Source organism: Allocellulophaga tsushimaensis (assembly GCF_055383085.1).
In genome coordinates, this window is record NZ_AP039451.1 from 3,553,812 (window position 1) to 3,573,910 (window position 20,099).

At 34.7% G+C, this 20,099-nt stretch carries 9 protein-coding genes; 1 reads left to right on the forward strand and 8 read right to left on the reverse strand.

Annotated features, from left to right (window positions below; translation table 11 throughout):
- Positions 1 to 466: 466 nt before the first annotated feature.
- On the forward strand, positions 467 to 1,336 hold the full coding sequence (locus ACZ451_RS15455; RefSeq protein ID WP_464214000.1) for a sugar phosphate isomerase/epimerase family protein: 870 nt from the start codon (positions 467 to 469) through the stop codon (positions 1,334 to 1,336).
- A gap of 56 nt (positions 1,337 to 1,392) precedes the next feature.
- Here ACZ451_RS15455 and tnpA read toward each other — a convergent pair whose 3' ends face one another.
- The 8 genes from tnpA to ACZ451_RS15495 all read right to left on the reverse strand — a co-directional run bounded on the left by tnpA (position 1,393) and on the right by ACZ451_RS15495 (position 19,980).
- Positions 1,393 to 1,827 (reverse strand): IS200/IS605 family transposase, encoded by a 435-nt coding sequence (gene tnpA / locus ACZ451_RS15460; RefSeq protein WP_464214002.1) that lies wholly within the window; start codon positions 1,825 to 1,827, stop codon positions 1,393 to 1,395.
- 156 nt (positions 1,828 to 1,983) lie between these two features.
- Positions 1,984 to 2,745 carry a hypothetical protein gene (locus ACZ451_RS15465; RefSeq protein ID WP_464214004.1) on the reverse strand — a complete coding sequence of 254 codons (762 nt, stop codon included), beginning with the start codon at positions 2,743 to 2,745 and terminating at the stop codon, positions 1,984 to 1,986.
- Between the two features lie 689 nt (positions 2,746 to 3,434).
- Positions 3,435 to 10,106, reverse strand: coding sequence for an Ig-like domain-containing protein (locus tag ACZ451_RS15470; RefSeq protein ID WP_464214006.1), 6,672 nt, complete (start codon positions 10,104 to 10,106; stop codon positions 3,435 to 3,437).
- Positions 10,107 to 10,478: 372 nt separating this feature from the next.
- Entirely contained in the window at positions 10,479 to 11,510 is a 1,032-nt protein-coding gene (locus ACZ451_RS15475; RefSeq protein ID WP_464214007.1) for an Ig-like domain-containing domain, read from the reverse strand.
- Between the two features lie 38 nt (positions 11,511 to 11,548).
- Positions 11,549 to 12,673: a hypothetical protein gene (locus ACZ451_RS15480; RefSeq protein ID WP_464214009.1), complete on the reverse strand. Its 1,125-nt coding sequence runs from the start codon at positions 12,671 to 12,673 to the stop codon at positions 11,549 to 11,551.
- Positions 12,674 to 12,851: 178 nt separating this feature from the next.
- Positions 12,852 to 13,610 carry a phosphoribosyltransferase family protein gene (locus tag ACZ451_RS15485; protein WP_464214011.1) on the reverse strand — a complete coding sequence of 253 codons (759 nt, stop codon included), beginning with the start codon at positions 13,608 to 13,610 and terminating at the stop codon, positions 12,852 to 12,854.
- An 8-nt stretch (positions 13,611 to 13,618) separates the two neighbouring features.
- The gene (locus ACZ451_RS15490) at positions 13,619 to 15,073 is read right to left on the reverse strand and encodes a nicotinate phosphoribosyltransferase (RefSeq protein ID WP_464214013.1); all 1,455 of its coding nucleotides are present in this window, start codon (positions 15,071 to 15,073) and stop codon (positions 13,619 to 13,621) included.
- A 434-nt stretch (positions 15,074 to 15,507) separates the two neighbouring features.
- Positions 15,508 to 19,980 (reverse strand): FG-GAP-like repeat-containing protein, encoded by a 4,473-nt coding sequence (locus tag ACZ451_RS15495; protein ID WP_464214015.1) that lies wholly within the window; start codon positions 19,978 to 19,980, stop codon positions 15,508 to 15,510.
- Positions 19,981 to 20,099: the final 119 nt, after the last annotated feature.

Below are 20,099 nucleotides of genomic sequence, written 5' to 3' on the forward strand. Positions count from 1 at the left end.
CCAATTGAAATTTATAGTAAAACTATTACATACATATTGCCTTCCCTCCTATTGTCGGCCAATTAATAAGTGTTCCATTGCCTTTTCAAAAGAAAGTTTTTAAAAGAAAAATTTAAAGAAAGTTAAGTGCCAAATGCGTTGCTTTACACAAGAAAAGTTATCCCGAATCAAGTTCGAGACAGGCGGCACACAGCACATTATAATTCATAAAAAAGAATTGTAATCAGCCGTTATGTAAAATCTCTTTACAACACTGAAAATGTGAGTTTTATTGTAATGATGTAGAGAAAAATAGATGACAATAAATTCTTTTCATAATGCTTAGTTTAGTTTAAAACACTAATAATAAAAATATCAATAGCTGTATATTTAAATAATATGCAAAATTACGTATCGCTTTCCTCTTTTTTAGAAAGTGAGTACCTTCACAGCTCTAGTACAATAACTTTTTAAATTATTTGAATCCATGAAAAACCTTATTACATCCTTAAAAACAACCTTAATAATTACTTTTTGTTTCATTACTAGCGCTAGTTTTGCACAACAACTAGGTGGTTTAGCATTATACACGGTGCGTGATGATATGGGAAAAGATGCCAAAGCTACATTGCAAAAAGTAGCTAAAACTGGCTACAAAAACATAGAAGCAGCGGGTTATGAAAACGGGAAGTACTACAATATGACCCCAACTGAATTTAAAGCTTTTTTAGAAGGATTAAACCTAAACGGAATTAGTACCCACCAATCTGCAGTTACTTTAGAAAATGCAGATCAGATGTTTAGAGATGCTAAGGCTGCTGGTTTCATCTATTTTGTTGTTCCCATCCCTCCTATGGGGATGTTTACTTACGATGCAGAAACTCAAACATTAGGAATGACTGGTACGGTTAAGCGATTGGCAGAAATTTTAGACGAATTGGGAAAAAAAGCTCATAAAGCCGGATTACAATTATTATATCATAATCACGATTTTGAATTTAAGAAAAATGAAGAAGGGATTGTTCCTATCGATTATCTATTGCAAAATTGCAATGCTAAATACGTAAACTTTCAAATGGATATATACTGGGTAACCAAAGCGGGAGCAGATCCTATTGCGTACTTTAAAAAATACCCGAATCGTTTTAAAATGTGGCATGTAAAAGATATGGATGCACAAGGACGTTTTGCTCCTGTTGGGACTGGTTCCATCAACTTTGCTGAAATTTTAAGCTATAAAGAACTGTCAGGAATGGAATATTATATGGTAGAGCAGGATATGACTTTTGATGGAATGTTACCTCTTGAAGCCATTAGCATTAGCCGCAAGGCGATAGAAAAAATTGGGTTTAACTAAACCACTCTGCACTCAAGTGCAGAGGTTTGGTACACTAGGGACTGAAGTTCCTAAGCCTATTCTAATATAAAATTAGAATTATCATTATCTTCTCTACGATGATGCTCTAAATACTGATTTACCATTTCCTCTGTTATATTACCTGTGCTCCAAACCCCATAACCTACTGCCCAAAAATGATTCCCCCAATAACGCTCTTTTAGCATTGGATATTCTTCTTGTAATTTCCTAGAGGTAATACCCTTTAATCTTTTTACTAATGAACTCAAACTAACTTTTGGAGGGTATTCAATGTGCATATGAATATGATCAACGCTAACTACACCTTTTAGGATAATTACATTTTCTGATTCACATATTTGAATTATTAAATCTCTACATCTTGACTTTATATCCCCTTTTAGAACTTGGTAGCGATATTTGGTAATCCAAACCATATGACATGTTAATCTACTTACTGTATGTGAGCCTTTTCTATATTTTGATTCCATTGATCTAAAATATAGATTTTTATAAAACTAAAGTAGCTGCACTCAAGTGCAGGGTTTTAAACCCATTTTGAGACCAATAAAGAAAGCGGTAAGTAACTAATGCTACTTACCGCTAAAAATATAATTTATTTTACTACCTAAGTGTGTTATTTCTATCTAGTAACCAACATAAATCGTTTGAGGGCTGTTACTTCCAAAATAGGTCGTTCTGGCATTAGATCCAGTACTAAACCTTACACTGCCTCGATCACGAAAAATTGTACCACCTCTACTTTTAGATCTTGTTGCTGGTTGGAATTTAAAACTGTGAGCTCCACGGCTTTTAATGTCTCCTAAATTTGTGTTTCTAAAAATAGGCAGTGCTCCTCTTTTACCAGAGCGCCATTTAAATGAGAATTGTCCAGCATAAGTCATATCAACCCCTGTACGCCCACGTCGCCACGGATAACAAATCACGCTAAATTTAGCTCCAGGGATTCTTATTCTTGAATTACTAGTATTTCCGTTAACTTTTCCTGCGGGTTTATAAGCCCAATGCAAATCACAACCAGGAGTCAATACAATACTACCGATACCCCCCGTAGAGAAATCAAGTGTATGGTATGATCGATATGCTTTATCTCTACGAACGTTTACTGGTTGTTGTATGGTGTAAATTCTTCCTGTATACCCATTACCTTGAAAAATTTGCCCAACTATTCTTCGGTTATTTGTGTTAATCTTACTAGTATTGCTGTCTAGGTTTAAATCTGCGTTTTCTTCTTCTACAAGAGATTCTACTATTTCAAATTCTGTTTCATCAGATTCTGTAACTTCAGATTCTGTTACTTCTTGATTTTCTATCAGGTTATCCTCTTTTTCACAAGAAATCAGAACACCTATCAGAAATAATGTCATAAATAAATTTAATGTTTTCATAAATAAATAATTTTAGTGTTAATATATTGTTTAAGTTGATCAACTAGCAGCAAATCTAGGCTAATAAAAAAAGTAAATACTATTAAAGGGGGTATACAAAAAGTATACATTAAGTATACAAAGTAGCATAGTATAGCATATATTATATAAATACATATACAAATCATCAAAAACTTTTCATTTAAACTATATAATAAGGTAAATGTGAATGTAGAACGATAACTCATCCATAATTAGGTAAGTGAATTAAGTATAAAAAATGATACATAGCAGGCAATAGATAAACAGCTATTTTTACATTCAATAAAATTATGATATGATCAGCATTTTTAAAGGTCTAAATCTTCTAGTATTTTCTGATCGGAATCCGATCGGATTTAGATTACAAAGAATATCTAATATAAGTTAACTATAAAACGCTCTATAATTATAATAATTATAGTGCTAATAAATATGCTAGCACAGGAATACTTTTCTACTCAAGCAAAAGTTGCATAAGACAGAAAACTATAATACAAAAGTATTTGTAAGCTCTAATTATAAATGATATAAAATATTAAAGGATATGGTGAAGAGAACTACTAAAAAAACATAATGTTGAGCTTATTAAACTCTTTTAAAAATAAGAAGAGAAACTGTGCATCGTAAATTACATTTAATGCAGCACAGTTTCTCTTTATGTTAAAGTATTATTTGGTCTTTAATACTTTAAAGGTTTTGATAGATTTCTCACCTCGTACGCGAACAATATAAAGTCCTTGAGGAAGTGAGTTAACATCTTGGGAAAGTTGTATGGTATACGTATTATCAGAAATAGGCTTACGCACTAAAAGTCGTCCTTGAATATCATATACTTCAACCGTATCAAACTGATTATTATCACCCATGGTTACATTAAGCTTATCCGTGAAAGGGTTAGGATATACCTGTATCGGAATCAGTTCATCTTCAACAGTAATTTTGGTGCTTAATGATGTGCTAATATTACAAGGTCCTTCTAACTGCCATACTGGTGCTATGCCAGGCTCTAGTCCAGGACTTGCATACCATTGATTTTGGTACAAATGCCCATTATAGTTAACAATAGTACCTGCGGTTGCATACACTAGCGTACTATCCCATCCAGAGGCACTAGAACAATCTATTGTTGGATTTGCAGCTATGGATGCCGAGCTACAAGGGCCAATAAATTCCCAAACGGCTGCTGTACCAGGAACTAATCCAGGACTAGCAAACGACTTACTGATATACAAATCTCCCTCAAAAGTTACTGTAAAACCTGTTTGGTTATATGTAGTATTGGGGTTCCATACTGGAACATCATAGCAATCTGGTTGTGCCGCTCCACAAAAGCCTTCTAAAATCCAATCATTGCTTTCTGGGCTACTTGTTGTATAATGTCTGGCACTGTAACGTAATCCATTAAATAATACCCGATCACCACTTTGGTAAACCGTACCACTAGTATAGGCATCTACACCCATACAAGCTGTAGGAACTGCCACAAACTCAAAATAATTTAAATCAAAACCACCACCTACAATAGTAACTTGAAGCTCTTGAGCACCTAAAGCAATGGGTACAGGAGTTAAAATAGGGAGTGTTTGCCATGCACCATTGGTGTTCGCTATCGTAACTACTCCAGTAATATCAACACCATTAATACTTAAAGATAGTGCGCCAGTATCTGAGGTAGAAGACACTCTAAAAGACACATAATAATCTCCTGCTTCGGCTGCCTCTACAGAGTAAGTTAATGATTCCCCTGCTTGCGTATCGGTAACATTAAAACCGCCATTAAGATCGGTAGTTGTGATGATATCTACATCATCATCACGAAAAGTAAGGCCACTATTTCCTGGCGTGTTGTCTATATGACCAACATTACTTCCTCCTAAATCATAGTTTTCAGCTTCTAATATACCTGGTAAGGTAACCAGAACAAATGGCGCCTGAACCTGAACTTGAGTTGTCGCTGTAAATGCACCATCGGTAGTTGTTACGGTAATGGCAGCTTCTCCACCACCTACAGCGGTGATTAGACCTAAACTATCAACCGTAACTACGTTTTCATCAGTACTTGACCATACTACACTTTGATCTGTAGCATTTGCTGGTGCTATAGTTGCTGTAAGGGTTTGTGTATCTTGTATTTGCAATACTACAGCTTCAGGAGCAACAGAAATAGCGCTTACTGGTATTGGATTGATTATTATGGTACGCTCTGCTGCTGTAAAGCTTCTTAGTCCGTCTGGATCATCAGTTACCATTAAAAGACGTAAGCTATAACGATGTCCTTGAGGCAAGTCTCTAGTGAGTACTATTGGTGTACCATCTTGGAAACTTGTAGGTATTGTAAAGTTGATCGTGACATTGTCTGCATTAGGCGCTGTATCGAATACCAATTGATTAAAATCACTTATATTCACCTCATTACCATCAGCATCTAATTCTCTAACACGCACCGTAATAAATCTAAAATCTTCCTCTACACCTCTTGTTATTTGAGTGGCATAATCAATATTAATTGATAGCTCTTGTTCTAGCTGTACTTCTGGCTCAATAGCTCCTTCAGGAATAAAATCCGCTTCGTTTGTCCAAGTAACGAAACGCATTCTGCCTGGAGGCAAAATCACTATTTCTTCCTCGAATCCGGTGAAACTTCTTGCTCCGTCTGGTGCATCAGCGATCATAAGGATTCTTAAATTTAAACGATTCCCAACTGGTAATTCACTTGTGAGCGGTATTGGAGTGCCATCTTGGAATGTTGTTGGAATGGTATAGTTCACTGTTGTACTATCCGCATTTGGTGCATCATCTGTTATTACCTGATTAAATGCACTAATATTTACCTGATTCCCTGCTGCATCTAACTGTCTTACACGCACTGTAATAAACCTAAAGTCCTCTTCTATTTCATTCGTAATATCTGTGGCATAATCGATACCAATCGTAGCAACCTGACCTAATTCAAACTCTGCTACTGTTCCACCTTCTGGTGTAAAGTCAGCAATATTTGAAAAAGTAAGGAATCGTAAACGAGATGGTGGATTGAGGGTTATCTCGTCATCATAGGCCGTAAAGCTCGGTCCTGTACCATCATTAGCTAACATTAAGATCCGAAGGTTTAAGCGGTGCCCAGCAGGAAGATCTCTAGTTAACGGAATTGCCATACCATCCATAAATGCAGTTGGAACGGTAAAATCAATAGTAACATTATCAGCATTAGGTGCGTCGTTTACAACCAATTGATTGAAATCGGTGATATTTACCTGAGCACCATTCGCATCCAATTGTCTCACACGTACCGTAATAAATCTAAAATCTTCTTCAGCCTCATTAACAACTTCAGTAGCATATCTTACATTTAAAGCTACCGTTTGCCCCAATTCAAAAGCGGGTTCTGTTTGTCCACGTGGAATAAAATCTGCCTCATTGACCCAATCAAGGAAGCGGGTACGATTCTGTACCGGAGCAATAATAAGTTCATCTTGATAGGCTGTAAAGCTTTGAGTAGTGCCATCATTAGCGACCATAAGTATCTGTAACTCTAAGCTATTGCCTACAGGCAAATCTCGAGAGAGCGGAATAGTAGCACCATCCTGAAATAGAGAAGGAAGCGGATAAGCAATAGTTACATTATCTTCATTCGGTGCACTGTTTGGAACCAATTGATTAAAATCACTAATATTAACCTGAGCACCAGCAGCATCTCTCTGAAGCACCCTTACACTTATAAAACGGAAATCTTCTTCCACCCCATCTACAATCTCAGTACCGTAATTAACAGTAAGAGATAATTCTTGTCCTACTTCAACTTGCGGTACAGTTGCTCCCGCAGGTATAAAATCAGCTAGATTCTCAAATGTCAGGAACCTTGTTCTATTTACGCCACTTAACACAATATCAGACGTGGCCACTGTAAAGCTATTTGCAACTCCATCATTTACTAACATTAAAGGACGTAATTGCAGCCTATGACCTGCGGGCAAATCTTTTGTTAACGGTATGGGAGTACCATCTTGGAATGTTGCGGGTATGGTATAGGATAAGGTTACGTCATCTGTATTAGGGGCAGCTGTATTGACTAATTGATTAAAATCACTGATGCCAACTTGTTCACCAATTTCATCTACTTGAAGCACACGTACTGTAAGGAATCTAAAATCTTCAACAGCTCCGTCTACAATTTCAGTTCCGTAGGTAAATCTAAGGCTTACCTCTTGCCCTGGATTGAAATCAGGAACTGTGCTACCCTCAGGTATAAATGCACTACTATTTTCCCACGTAAGGAATCTTGTTCTATTTTGACCACTAACAAATACAGTGGTACTTCCTGAAACGTCTCCTGAAGTAGCTGTTATGATAGCGATTCCGCTTGCAACACCTGTAACTACACCATTTTCATCTATTGTAGCAACAGTAGGTTCACTAGAAGTCCAAACAACATTTCCAGACAACTCTGCAAATTGAGGTACTGGAGTAACCGCTAATGTATCCGTTTCGCCTTCAGCTAATTCTATACGTTCAGAACCAATTGTTATACCTTCCAGTGGCGCATTGGCTACATCTACTGTAAGTTGCACAAAATCGGAGAAACGACCATCTGGAGTCGTCCCATAAATCTTAACGGCGCCTCGTTTAATACCTGTAACCAAACCTTGCTCATTTACAGTAGCTACAGAAGGGTTAGATGACTTATATAATAAATTGTTTACATCAATATCTTGGCTTACTGCGGGAGTAATTTGCAATGTTTCATCACGAAGAATGGCTGCAATACCTGGAGTTAGCGTTATTTTACGAGTATCTGCTCCACCTGGGAAACTACCACGATAAAACCCTCCACCAAAAGCGGAGACCCATAAGGTTGTTGGATCATTGAAATCAAAAGCGATATCAGTAATAAGGTTAGGGTTTCCAATACCCATATTATTCTTAGTCCAAGTTAACCCTCTATCTAAACTAATGAATACGCCTGGGTTTCTGGTCAAAACACTCTGCGTTATCGCTATTACATTATGATCAAAAGGAGAAATAGATAGATTATCTACATAAGGGCCATTAAAAATTTGTGTCCAAGTTTGGCCATAATCATCACTAATAAAGAGCCCTCCATCTGCCGGACCAGGAAATTCTCTTCGTCCTGCAGTTGCATATAAACGTCCTGTATGATCAAATTCTATAGCGTTGATCCCCTCAAGTTGTGGCGCTACAAAAATCTCCCTCCAGTTTTCTCCACGGTCACTAGAAAAATACAATCCGCCGTTTATGTTACGTTCTTGGTTCCACGGACAAGCCGCAAAAATGGAAGCTTTTGTTTCGTCACGAGGATCAAAGGCAAGATCTTGCACCCATACCCGTTCTGGCATTCCGTTGTTACTTGTTGTAAAACTTCGTCCTGCATCAGTAGAAATATTGAATCCACCTTCTCTGTCTCGATCAGGTCCATCACTACCTGTACCTCCATTAGAACCACCTACATCGGTTACTCCAAAATACATGTTATCAGGATTAACTGGATCAATCAGTAAAGCATTAGTTCTCATCCATACGGTAGCTTCAGTAGCTTTCCCAAAATTTTCAAAATTTGCTCCACCATTAATTGATCTAAAAATTCTATTCAAAAACTGCTGACGGAATGAAAGTGTGTATACGGTGTTGACATCCCATGGGTGGGTAGCAAGTGCACTGACTGTTTCTTGAGAACCACTAAGATATGCAGCAGCTTGACGTCCATTTATACCGTCATTAGTGGTCTTCCATAGGTGATGTTCTCCAGAGGCAAAATATCCTACACCTTCGCCTAGACGTTTATCAAGGAAAAGTGCATCTCCAGGCAAGTTGCTATTACCTCTGCCCATTATATTTCCTGAAGGGGTTCTATCCTCATCTACTTGGTTCCAAGTGATCCCCCCATCCGTACTCAACATCGTATTGTGCGCATAGATGATCATGATATCACCACGAGAATTCACAGCACAGTAACGCAGCGATCGTACTGGAAAATTAGAACCAAATTGTTGCGTACTAGGCTGATGCCCTGTCGCCATGTTGTCATTAACTGGATTCCCTCGCTCATTCCAATAGTCTGCATCAGCAGCCCAACCCGGACCAAAATCTCGGGCAACACTAATCCAACTTTGACCACCATCTGCTGTTTTCCATAAGCGACCTGGCGTAAATGATTCTGCTAACTCAGGTCTGTAGTGACCTACATAAACTGTGTTTTCTTGACTTGGATCAACATTAATTGAATTAAAATATTGTCTTGCATCTGTTGGCAATACTGGATAAGTAGCACGCGCTGCGGCCTCTGAAATACCAAACCATTCTGCTATATAACGGTAATAACTGGTAGGAACACCACCAGTTAATCTATTAATATCTAGTCCTAAATTTCCATTAATATTTGTCCATGTTTCCCCATTGTCAAAAGATCTAAAAATACCGCCATCATTTCGGGTAGATTGCCCGTTAGCATAATAACGTACTTGATCAGCAACATAAAGTATAAATTGATTGGTAGTAGCATTATAATAAAAATCCATGTCCAAAATGGTATTATTGTCTAATTTGCCTTCTCCAATGTTAGTCCAACTTGCTCCACCATTATCAGATCTAAACAGTCCATAATTTGAGGAAGCGAATACGATATTGCTATTTGTAGGATGAATAATAATTCTGTTGAACTGTGCTCTAGGATTTAAACCCGTTGATAAGGTTGTCCATGATGCACCCCCATTTGTGGTTTTATAAATGACTCCGGTAATCTCAGAATCGGGACCCCTAGGGTCAGCCGCCGTTACATTTTGAAAAGATGAAAATACTTGTTGCCCCCTTGCAAAGTTCCCAGCTCCTACATATATGGTATTATCGTTTGCAGGATCTAAACCAAGCGCAGATATTTTACGGATAAAGGAACGCGAATCATCAGGGCCTGCACCATCATACCACGGGCAATTAAAAACTGTTTGCCAGTTTCTTCCCATATCCTGACTGGTATAGATTCTGGAATTTTCAATAGCCACAGCGAAGTTAGATCCAGGCCTACTTGAATAATACATATCGTAAAGGCGTTGAAATCTTCCATCTCCGTCTACATCTTTAACAGTAGCCCAACTGGTACCGTTATTTTCTGTCTGGTAGACATCAAAAAGATCGGGAGAGGTCATACAGACGTCAGGTTTTGTAGGATGGTACCGTAGGAAGTTTGCAAAACCGGCATTCCCCGGTCCAAATTGAGACCAGGAAACATCGTTTCCAGAATCTAATCTGCCGTTTATCACAAGATCATCAAAGCTTTGCGCTAAGAGAATCTGGACGGTAAAAAGTAATAATAGTGTGCTTAGTTTTTTCATTACAGATGGTGTTTTTATTTATATGATTTTCTCAAAGTGGTTTAAAAAGCCGAAAATAGTAATGTGGAAGAACCTTACACACAACTAAACACTTAAAATCTGCAACAAATGGTTATAATTCTGACATTATTATAGTGGAAATTTCTTTACTAAAGTTTGTGACAAAAAAGCATTTTTGGTAAAAGCTTTGAATTAATGGGATGTACCATAGTATGATACATTTTGGATTTAGATTAAGTTCTTAGCAAAACTTAAGAGCTCAAAAAACAGCATTAAAGGACTAACAGTCAAGTTTTTAATATAATTGTACACGATGTTTAGCCCTTAGGTAAAAGAGAATTCAGAAATTGATAAATAATTAGTTATACAGTTTTACTTAGCTATTATAAATTGAAGCTTTTTTGTTTCTGTATTTTCTTGGTTTTCAAGTTTTCTTAAATCATTATCAAATAGATGGTTTAGATTATTACCTGCTAAATCTTCTAACCGAGAATCAATAATAAGTGTATATTCTCCTAATGCAAATGGATGCTTTGGATTAAATTTAAGTGTTTTTTCTTCATTAATTAATTCAAAATCTCCAAGTACATTTTCGTTTTTACTATTTTCAATGCGAAATGTTTCTATGGCTAAAATAGCATCCATTGGTTCTTTAAAATGAAGTGTTAAGACATCTGGGTTAACTAATAATTCCCAACGCTGTGGTACAGGTTTTTCTGAATCGCGACCTAATACAGTAAATTCTTTTTGATACGCTTGCTGTAATACAGTACCATTAGCATCTTTAAAGTTTTTATCAATTGTTACGGTATAACGCTTTCCTTTTAGTATAGGCAAGCCTTTTTCCTTATTCGGAATTAAATCTGTTTTAATACGTCCTGGATCTAGCCATAACGTTAATTGGGTGTGTTCCTTATTCCATAGTTCTGTATTCAGTTCTAAAAATACATCAATAACTTTTCCCGTTTCATTATCTGTTATTGTAATATAATCTAGGGCTGCATCTACTTCTTGCATCGGATTAGAAAACAAGAAATACATTTTTAATAAATTTTCGGGGACACTATTTGTTGAAGGGTAAATAGCAATAACTTCTGGAGCTTCAGAATTACTATTATTCTTAATGGTAAAACTAGAGACTTCTTTGTTATTTTGATATAATAGATACGTATTCCCTTCAGAAAATGGGATCACAGGCGCAAAGTTATACTTGTTTCCATCTAATGAAAAAATACCTAGCACAGGCGTATCTAAATTACCTTCTAAATATACTTTAGCATCATTTGTAACCAGTGCGGATGGAAATGTAATCGCTATTGCTTTTTCAGCATCGTAGATGATTTCTAATGAAGAAGCTTTTTGATCAGCACAACATACAATTATTAAAATGTAAAAAACGACCAAGCTACCTTTGATCGTTTTTAAAAAGCTATTACATATCATTATACTCTATTTGTTGGACGACTCACTAAAACAAGCTGACCACCAGAAGTACGTTGTACATACACAATATTATTGGCATCTAAATTATCTAATTGTAATACATTCACCATTGGTAAAGAAGTATAAGGCACACCATCTGTAGCGTAACCTTTTACAGGTGTTGTTAATTCTGATTTATAATTTGTAATTGCATCATAATCAATACGCATTACTGGGCGATTTGAATTGGACATTAAAAAGTATGGTTTCCCATCTCTTTCAAAAGTAATCATATCTAAAGGCGCATTACCTGCTCCTAATTCAGCAACTGTTCTCCCTTTTACATGAGTACCATCTTTTAATTGATCTAATGGAAATAACACCAAAGGAGTACAGGTATAACTTGCCATTAAATAATCTTTTTGATCTACATTTACAATACTAAATGTTTTAATTGGTGCATAGGTCTCAAAACGACCATGCGCAGCATGATAAATTTCTAAAGAGGCATGGTCTTGCATCTCATTAAAAGGAAAAGCGATACTTCTAAAGGTAGAACTAAATTCTTTGTTAGATAACCCCGTTACCATTACATGACCTTTATGGTATTTTAAATCTGATATTGCTAAGGGACGTTGTGAACGCCCACGTCTGTCTTTTTTCTCTTCAGAAATTGCATTTGTCAAATCAATTTTAGAATAGCTTACGCCTTTTAAAGACACATTTTTTATGTCATCGCCATCAAGTTTTAATATAATTGGAGTTCCATCAACTATAGTAACAGCAAAATATACGGTTTTAGATACTGGATTAACCGCCATATCTGTAACTTTAATTTTATCTGGAGTTGTACCTAAAGATGCTGCAATTTTCTTATCTATATCTTTAATTCTAATGCTTTCGGCCTTTTCTTTTACAATGGCATCCTTAGTATCTATTGCAAAAATAGTTGCATTTTTAGAATCTCCGATAAATAGAATTCCTTTAGGTCCAAAACTTAATGCATTGATTGATGCAATAGCTGGATTACCAATCGTAAAATTGGTTGTTAAGGAATTAACCTCCGTTGTGTCTTTTTTACTGGCCGCAAGGAGTGTCATTAATAACATTGTACAAATTAGAACCCTTAAAATTAATTTTTTCATCTTAAATTCATTTTGTTTAACGATTATAAAAATAATCTTTATTCATCTCGTTAAAATGGGTTCTAACTCAATTAACGCTTTTTTAACAGCTATCTTAGAGTAGCGCTACCATGTTCTATTTCAACTATTTTACAAGTTGTAATGCTACTTTTCATGATTGTTATTCATTGTTAGCATTTTAAATTACTTTAAATTGTGTAACATATTCATCATTAATATCTTTAAAACTGTTTGTACAATAAATATGGTCTATACTTTCTTTTAATTCCTCAAAGCCATAATTAAATTGCCCATGGGTCACATATAAAAATACTTTTGTAGCGCCTTGAGATTTTAAAGCTTTAGCTAAGAATTTAAATGTTCTGCCTCCATCAGCAAGATCATCAACAATTAAACATTCTTTTCCTTTAACCTTACCTTGTATGCTTATTTCAGGAACACCATTTACTCTAACTTTATTAGATGGCACTAAATCTGCATTTAACTCTTCTGCAATCTCATGAGTTGTTTTATAAGCACCAGCATCCGGGCTTACCAATACTGGTTTTCCAACGGATTTAAACGCTTTTGCTACAAAATCTAAATGCGTTATTTTTTCAGAATTATCTATAAGAGCTAATGATATGGGACTGTGCGGGTGCAATATAGAGACTTTATCAAATTTCATTGTATTAATAAAATTAGCAATAACTTTTAAATCAAAAGACTCAGCCTTATTAAATCTTCTATCTGAACGTTGACCAATTAAACAGTATATAGTTAATGTAGCAACAACATCCTTTTTGGTTGAATTCTCTGCATCCCAAGCTTCTTTTATTATTGCAGCTCTAAATAAATCCTCATAACTGTTGCCTCGAATTTTAATCTCTAAATCTCCACCTTCAATAATTTTGGCTGTTACTTGTCCATCATTAAATTTTTTTATTTGATATTTCATGCTAAAAATTAAAGAGTTTCATTGATTCTATTTCTTATTTCTTGTAAACTAATTTGATTCACAAATTTTCCGTCTTCGTAAATAACCTGTAATTCTCCTTCATTTTCTTGAGCTGGCGTTACTTGATCTACTAACACATACTCTCCATTAACAAGATCTACTTTTACTAATCCTTTAGCAGATTTTTTAACACCATCATCTGTAATGGGGTCTTTAAAAATTTCTCTTCGTTCTCCATTTACAACAACAGAAGTAGCCTTCATAGCAAAACCAAAAGTATCTCTAGTATTAAACTGATATGTAAATGAACCTATTCCTAACACAACATTTGTACTAGCAAAACCCTTGTCATGTAAACGTTGACAAATATTTTCAGCTCTTTCTGTGGTAATACTATCTCCATAAATAGCTCCAATATGTGTATCAAGAACTTTAAAACCTTGTGTATTAACGGTACCTCCAAAAATATCCCATAGTAACTCAACAACGCCTTTATCTTTAGGAAGCTTCCCTCCTAGTCTTCTTTCCTCCCCACAAATAATAGCTACAGGATCTCCACTATCTGGTCTTATCACTAATTTCCCTTCTCTGGCTAATACCGCTTCTTTTAATTCTGGCAAATATTTTGTTAATACCTTCCATAAATCCCACGTGTCACTTACTACAGATAATATCCCAGTTGGATAAGTGTCCATTAAATGTCTAAATGTACCTATTTCATCATCTTTTGTACCTGCACACATTACCGAATGCTCAGTAGCATTTACAGAACCAACTACAAAACCTTCTGCATTATAGTATTTACGCAAGCTACTAATTACAGGCAATGTATCAGACCCTAAAAATACAGCTCCATGTCCCATTCCAGAAGAAACAGCACTTTGTAAACCACCCATTCCTCTCATAGAAAAATCGTGCCCTTGAAAATCAATAAAAGCTACATTTTCTTTATCCGTTAATAAAGCCCAACTTTTAAATATCCTTTTGTATTTAAGTGCAATTGAAGCAGATGTCATAGGTTGCCATAACATAGTTGATAGAATAGTTTCTAAGAAATTGGTAATCCAATAAAATTCTTTATTCGTATTCACGACAGTTACCATAGGAACACGAATAGGTACTTCTACTCCTTCTGGTAGTGATTTTACTTTAATAGGCAAGTATTGTAAATCGTGTAATTTTTCATAATGAGTTATATCATAGTCTGTACCTAAATACATAGACAATTCCTCTTTAATTTCATTACAAACTACTTCTTTTGGTTTAGAAAAAAAGTTGTCATTGAAATAATCGTGTAACCATTTAAATACGTATTGTTGACCAAAAGAAACTACTTGATCGCAACCTTTAGGCGCATATTTATTACTTCTTGGGGTCCAATTAGAATATACTTCTTCCGTTCCCTTTGGATATTGTTGGTGATGTCCCGTTTTATAACCGTCTGTTAATAATAATCCATTCATATTTTTTTAATTTATGTTAATAGTATTTAGTGCTTCTTCAAGATTGTTAAAATATACATTTTAGTTTTTTACTTTTTTGGTAATTTATCTTTTGAAGTATAAACCATGTGATATTAATTTGCGTAATTATAACGCAAATATATAATAACATATTACATCAAACAAGTTTTATTTGTGTGTTTTTTACACAAATACAAAATGAGCTACTTTTTTTAAAAAAAATGAAACTCCCTTTTTACAATTTAAACTATAGCTTGTTGTTAAATTTAATATCGATTTCCTGATCTTCTAGAAGCCTTCAAATATTCACCTTACTCATCTGGAATATTTAAACTCAAAACATTTTATAAAATTGCGTATATACAAGATTGATCTTATAACAGGAATTGCATCATAAAGAAATACTGATAATAATTCTGCTATCAGTTATACTATTATTTTTTAATAATTTTTTTAAAGTATTGTTCCTGTTCTGTAACTATATGAATCATATAAACACCAGAAGACATTGTTTCAAAATTAAGATTTACCAAACCATTTTTTATGTTTGATTTTGTTTGTTTAATCAGAACCCCATTACTATTAAAAACAAACACTTCTACAATGTTGTTAGATATATATGAGTCTGGTAACTGAATTGTTATTTCTTCATTTTCAATGGGGTTTGGGTACAGAGAAACATCTTTTATGAGGAGTGATTTTGTGTAAATACCTTGACACTCTTTATCTGTTTTTACAGATATTTCATTTCTTGTCTTTGAAATTGGTAAGGTTATTTCGTTACTAGTAGTTTTGTATTCTACATTATTAATATTAATAGTATATTCTGTAGCTCCTTTCATTTTTAAAGTTACAGTATTATTTGTTGCATTTATACTTGAACTAACGTCTAGGAGATCTGGTTGGATAATTTGCAATGTAAAACATTGCTCATACTCAGCATGTTCTACAACTGTTATACAGGCGTTGTATATACCTGCTTCTAAATCTAAAAAGCTTGTTGTATCAATAAAATTTTGTGTGCTTACAGGAGTATTATCACTAGTTCTGTACAAAGTAACTATATAATTAAGATTTTCTATAGCATCAATAATAATCATACCGTTGTTGCTTGAAGCACAACTTTCACTCACAGTTTTAACTCTAAAATTAGTGACAGGAAGCGAAAAATCTGAGCAGTTTTCAGGTACGTCTATTAAAATTTCTTCTTGGATAAAACAACCATAACTATCAGTTACTAGTAACATATATGTGCCTGCTGAAAGACCTGTAAAAGTATTGGACTCATAAAAATCCGCACCATTATTTATAGAATACAAGTATTCTCCATTACCACCAATAGCATTAATTGTTACCTCTATATTATCTAATGTGTTGCATGTATTATTTGCAATTGAAACATCAACAATTTCAAGAGACAGTGGTTCTTCAATAATAAAATCAGAAAAAACTTCATCACATCCATTCACGTCTCTAAGATAAACGGTATAATTGCCTGATGCTAAATTGTTAAACGTGTTTGATATTTGATATGTTACCCTATCTAAAGAGTATTCGTAATTCACTGTTCCACTAGAAGCATTAATCGTTGCTCTACCTGTTGTTTCACCTGAACAGTTAACAGCTACAGTAGAAACGGATATTTTTAATGGTGGTGGTCCATCAATAATAAAATCAAAAAGCATTTCACCACATCCATTTATGTCTCTAAGGTATGCTGTATAATTCCCTGTTGCAAGATTAACAAACGTATTTGAAGTTTGATATGTTGTACCATCCAGAGAGTATTCATAATTTGTTGTTCCACCTGAACCATTAATGGTTACACTACCTGTTGTTCCACCAGAACAGTTAACTGCTACTGTAGAAACAGAGACATTTAAAGGTTCTGGTTCTGTAATGATAAATACCTCTGTTTCTACAGTAGCAGTGGTTGCATCTTTTATACGTACTACATAACTACCAGATCTTATATTATCAAATGTAGATGTTTCTTGATCATTAATTAGTATCTCTTGATCTGCTTCATTTAGTAGGGTATATTTGTAAGGAGCAGTACCACCAGAAACACTAACTTCAATAGATCCGTCCGTACCACCATTACAGGTTACATTAGAAATTGTAGACGATATTATTTCAAAGGCTATACAATTTAAGTTGGGTTCAATTGTAATCATATTTTCTTTAATACAGTCATTTGCATCTTTTACAAAAACTGTATAATTCCCTACAATAAGGTTTTCAAACCGTGAATCACTAGTGTAATTTATGTTATCTAAACTATATTGATAAGGCTCAACACCTCCAGATACTTCTGTAGCGACTATAACTCCGTTATTTTCGTTAGGACATGGATTATTTAGTACTTGTAGCGTAAAAAATAATTCAAATGGGGTATTAATAGTTATAGGATTACTAGTAGTTTGATTAGAATCTGAATCTGTGACACGTATAGCATATTCACCTACGCCAATATCATTGAATTCAGGAGAAAATTGCGACCTTAGCACATCACCATTAATATTTAATAGTTCGTAGGTGTAAGCGGGTACCCCCCCTCTAACTTGTGCTGTAAAGCTTGCCTTAGTATTGTAACAGGTTATACTATCAACAACTACAGAGACATTAAAATTTCCATTGTTTTGATACCATGATATTTTACCATCACGACGAGATGCCGATAAAAGATCTAATTTTCCATCACCATTAAAATCTGCCGTAAATACAGTCCTAGCTCCATCAGCATTATCTGAAAGGGTATTTCTTATAAATGTGCCAGTACCATCTGCGTTTTCAAAAAGAGTAATTTTATTATCTCCGTTTGAAGCAGAAAGTAAATCTAAATCCCCATCTGCATCAACATCAGCTGCATGAACCCAATAAGGGCTAGTGACTAATGTGCTAATGATAGTTCCTTCATTAAATGTGCCTTGACCATCTGTGTTTTCATACCAAATAATGTTATTACTACTAAAGCCTGCGGTAGTAGAAATAATGTCTAAATCACCATCACCGTCAATATCTGCAGCCATAGCAGAGGTAGCGCCATCGGCATTTCCATTGATAATTTTTTCTGTACTAAAATTGCCCAAACCATCTAAGTTTTCATACCAAGTTATTTTGTCATCTAAAAATGAACTTAACAGTATATCCAAATCACCATCGCCATCAAGATCATCTGTATGTAAGGAGGTAACTCCCGATACTCCATCTATTGGAATGCTGCCACCCACATTACCTTGGCCGTCTATATTTTTATACCAAAAAAGAGTATCTCTAAATAAAGAACCAGAAGAAATAAAATCTAAGTCGTTGTCCCCATCCAGATCAGCAGCAATAACAATATCACTTGATCGATCTAATGATGTGAAGAACTTAAAATTATCAAACATTCCCTGACCATCTATATTTTCAAACCAGCCTATAATAGGGTTATTCGATGTAGGAAAGGCAGCAGCTAAAATATCTTGATCACCATCACCATCTATATCAGCCCCGTATACCCATGTATTACTGAAATCAACAATAGTACCATTAATTGTATTAGGTAATATTTGTTGTGCTGTAAAAAGTCCGTTCCCATCACTATTGTCATACCAAGCAATTTTATTGCTAGAAGCAGAAATAATATCCATATCGCCATCACCATCAACATCTAGTGGTCTTGCCATATTGAGTATTCTACTATTGTGATTGATATTTTGTTGCCTACCATATGTTCCAAAACCGTCTATATTTTTATACCAACTAATCTGTGTATCACCTGCGGATGCCGTAATGATGTCCATATATGTGTCTCCATCTACATCTTCAATCAATACAGAACGACCTTCATAATGTGTATGTTGTATCTTTCCTTGAGCAGTAAAAACCCCTAAGCCGTTATTCTGATACCATTCTAAATCTGCATTTCTTGTATTTTGTCTAGAGAATGCGACAACGTCATTATCTCCATCATTATCTATATCTTTTATAGCTATTGAAACTCTGCTAATTAATGATATATTACCTTTTGACTCATAAGCTCCAGTACCATTAATATTCCTAAACCAAGAAACACCAAAGTCTTTTGTTATGATAATATCTGTATAACCATCATTATCTAAATCTGAAGACTTTACAGATTTATATCTTTCGCTGCGCGTTCTATTGATAACTTTCAGTTCACTAAACCCTCCATTACCATCTATATTTTCAAACCAATAAAGCAAATCTCCTCCTACAACTTCACCATTAATTAATCTAGAAACACCGCCAGCTAATGCAATAATATCTAAATCTCCATCATTATCTGTATCCACAATACTGAGAGACTTTGTGCCATTAATATCTGTAGCCATAATAACTTCATCCCATACGATTCCTAAACCATCTGTATTTTTATGTAATGCAATTTTCCCTTCTCCTTTAGATGCTGATAGGATGTCAATATCACCATCATTATCTATGTCTTTTGCTAAAATTGTTTGAACTTCTTCAACATTGGTTGCGATTGTAATTGGTAAATTAAAGTTTCCTTTTCCATCTGCATTTTCAAACCAAACTATTCTACCATCTCCTTCCGATGCCGCTATTATATCATTATCACCATCACCATCCATATCAATAACATAAACAGAAATAGCTTCGCGTACTGAATTGGAAATTGCGCCTTGGTATTCAAATTTACCTAACCCATCTAGATGTTTATACCAAGCTATCTTATCATCTGTTTGGGATGCAGTAACGATATCTTTAAAACCATCTCCGTCAATATCAGCATGTACAATATCTGTAACATCGATAGGTGACATTGAATTTGAAATAACAATATTTTCTGAAAAACCTATTTGAGCGTAAGAGTAATTATAAATGAAGAAATAAATTATAAGAAATGTTCTAAATAAACCCTTAAAAATTAAAATCATAAAAAGTGGTGGTTTGGTTCAAGTAAACGAAGATATTCTTTTCTATTCAAAAAATTAATTCTCTTTGTCTATAAATTTTTCAAATTTGTATTTTTTTCGATATAATATTGGTATTTATC

Bases quoted from the DNA above. Each gene is read 5' to 3' on its own strand.
- ACZ451_RS15485 (WP_464214011.1), bottom strand. From the start codon at position 13,610: ATGAAATATCAAATAAAAAAATTTAATGATGGACAAGTAACAGCCAAA.
- ACZ451_RS15465 (WP_464214004.1), bottom strand. From the start codon at position 2,745: ATGAAAACATTAAATTTATTTATGACATTATTTCTGATAGGTGTTCTG.
- ACZ451_RS15495 (WP_464214015.1), bottom strand. From the start codon at position 19,980: ATGATTTTAATTTTTAAGGGTTTATTTAGAACATTTCTTATAATTTAT.
- tnpA (WP_464214002.1), bottom strand. From the start codon at position 1,827: ATGGAATCAAAATATAGAAAAGGCTCACATACAGTAAGTAGATTAACA.
- ACZ451_RS15455 (WP_464214000.1), top strand. From the start codon at position 467: ATGAAAAACCTTATTACATCCTTAAAAACAACCTTAATAATTACTTTT.
- ACZ451_RS15470 (WP_464214006.1), bottom strand. From the start codon at position 10,106: ATGAAAAAACTAAGCACACTATTATTACTTTTTACCGTCCAGATTCTC.
- ACZ451_RS15480 (WP_464214009.1), bottom strand. From the start codon at position 12,673: ATGAAAAAATTAATTTTAAGGGTTCTAATTTGTACAATGTTATTAATG.
- ACZ451_RS15490 (WP_464214013.1), bottom strand. From the start codon at position 15,073: ATGAATGGATTATTATTAACAGACGGTTATAAAACGGGACATCACCAA.